Source organism: Microcystis sp. T1-4 (assembly GCF_000297435.1).
Lineage (GTDB): Bacteria > Cyanobacteriota > Cyanobacteriia > Cyanobacteriales > Microcystaceae > Microcystis.
The window spans coordinates 1-2,054 of the sequence record NZ_CAIP01000256.1 but is presented as its reverse complement, the minus strand read 5'-3'; the positions used below and the strand labels follow the sequence as shown (position 1 = coordinate 2,054).

Below are 2,054 nucleotides of genomic sequence, written 5' to 3'. Positions count from 1 at the left end.
TTTTCTTAAGGCTGCGCCCTTAATAGATCTATATATAAAGATACAAGAAGGGGAAAAAACTGGAATCCTTATGGTGTAAGGATTCCAAGAGATAGTATAGTGTTTCCCAAAACACGCTATCATGTTTGAAGAAACACTAAACAAAACCAGTGCTATGATGACAGATAATGATCGATCAATCACAATCGAAGTACCACAAGACGTTCACGCGGTTTTCTACAGTTGGGAGAAAAGGCACTTGAGAGGCAAGGGAAGTTATATCCGGGTATTCCAAGATGTTCTCTTGGAAATGGCCAAGGACAGGGAGTTAAATCTAACTGACCATCGGGTATTGCTGCTAATCCTAACCAAGCTAGGCTATGAGAATTTTTTCAGCCTGTCTCAAACAGAGATGGGAGAATTGTTAGGGATTGATCGAGCTAATATTTCTCGATCGCTACAGAAGCTAGAAGGCCGTGGCTTTATAACCTTGCTTGACACGCCAGGACGCAAAAAGGTTTACATGGTTAACCCTCACATAGTTTTCAAAACCAAGGCCAAAGACTTAAAGGAACTAGAGGAAGATTGGGCATTGGTCAACTCAGAACATCATCAAGCTTCAGCTTAGAGCTAAGGACTGAGGGGACGTATCCCCTCAGACTCCCCTCACAGCAAGTCTTAATCCTAATCCGGGCGTGTTGCCCATAAGTTGTTAACAACTTTTATCTTCTGGTAAAGGCATATCAGGAGAGTTCTTTGTTTTAAATTTATCATTAGCCTTTTCTAACACTTCAAACCACCTTTCAATGTTAAATGTTTTGAAATCGCGTTCTAACCAGTCTTCTTTGCAGTGTTCTATTAAGTAATCAGCTAACTCTGGACCCATCTGGATCCAAAAATACCGTTTATTTGACAAGTCTTCCATTACTTTACTCTCCTAATATAGCTGTTAACAAGTTATCAAGTGCAACTTTAGTGGATTTTTTTTGCTTCTTTAATTTTACCACTTCTAAGGCTAATTGTCTAATATTATTCTCGTTAACAGCTTTATTCATAGTAATATTTTCCATTGTGGACTCTAGAGTTAATACAAAGTTACCATCAGTACCATCCTCTACAGATTGTTTAAAACTATCAGAGACAAAATTCACATAAGACTTTATTGCAACTGGTATCCGGGCGTGTGTGGTTTCATAAGGGGCAACATGACCCCGGCCTCCTTTTGTCGATTTAAGTGTCATGGCAGTAACTCGTTAACAGGTTTATATCTCTTACGTTAACCTGTTAACAAGATATTGTCAACCCCTTAGAAAAAGTTTTTTTGAGGTATTGACAAAACCAGAAATCTTTGCTAATTTTAAATTAAGTCCGGGCGCTGACTTTAGCAAGTGTCATCCCGGGACTATGATGGGCGTGTCAGCCGGGAACATAGATCAGCCCAAAAATGACAGCATTTACGTTTTGTCATTGATGCTAAGACAGACTCCCGGCACTCGCTAATTTATGAAGCTTTTTTAATTCAATAACCTGTTAACACCTTATGACGGGCGAACACGCCCGGATTAGGATTAAGACTTGCTATGAGGGGAGTCTGAGGGGATACATCCCCTCAGTCCTTTTTTTGCCCCTCTCAGACACTTGGAGACAGTCTGTCTCTTTTTGTTGTCAGACTGACAACGACACTTGATGACAGCCTGATATCACCCCGACTCGTTAACGTTGTATGTAGAGTCCATACAGCCATCTCTGCTGCCTGCTTTTATGTGTGGTTAATGCAACGTGCTATTAGCAAACCCGTAGGGTTTGTATCAACACTAGCCAGTATGAGTTAATGCAACGTGCTATTAGCAGCACCTATGGTTCTGTATCTACATTAGCCACTATTACCAGCAGCTCACTGGTGGACGCAGCTTAAACACTAATCAAATCTGTACTACTCTGATGTACTATATAAGTTATATCCGAAATTAAATTTGTAGTATATATGTAATTCTTATATAACAGTCTAAAACCCTTGCTATATCTTGATTACAGCGATTGAGTATCTGGCATAAAATCAAGAGGCCACGAGAAAA

3 protein-coding genes are annotated in these 2,054 nt (G+C 39.9%); 1 reads left to right on the top strand and 2 read right to left on the bottom strand.

Going from position 1 to position 2,054, the window contains the following annotated elements:
* Positions 1-121 precede the first annotated feature (121 nt).
* The gene (locus MICAI_RS15710) at positions 122-607 is read left to right on the top strand and encodes a MarR family transcriptional regulator (RefSeq protein ID WP_039900286.1); all 486 of its coding nucleotides are present in this window, start codon (positions 122-124) and stop codon (positions 605-607) included.
* 84 nt (positions 608-691) lie between these two features.
* Here MICAI_RS15710 and MICAI_RS15705 read toward each other — a convergent pair whose 3' ends face one another.
* Entirely contained in the window at positions 692-904 is a 213-nt protein-coding gene (locus MICAI_RS15705; protein ID WP_008203884.1) for a hypothetical protein, read from the bottom strand.
* A 4-nt stretch (positions 905-908) separates the two neighbouring features.
* On the bottom strand, positions 909-1,220 hold the full coding sequence (locus tag MICAI_RS15700; protein WP_008203883.1) for a hypothetical protein: 312 nt from the start codon (positions 1,218-1,220) through the stop codon (positions 909-911).
* Positions 1,221-2,054 lie beyond the last annotated feature (834 nt).

Coding starts and splice junctions, on each gene's coding strand:
- MICAI_RS15710 (WP_039900286.1), top strand. CDS start 122: ATGTTTGAAGAAACACTAAACAAAACCAGTGCTATGATGACAGATAAT.
- MICAI_RS15705 (WP_008203884.1), bottom strand. CDS start 904: ATGGAAGACTTGTCAAATAAACGGTATTTTTGGATCCAGATGGGTCCA.
- MICAI_RS15700 (WP_008203883.1), bottom strand. CDS start 1,220: ATGACACTTAAATCGACAAAAGGAGGCCGGGGTCATGTTGCCCCTTAT.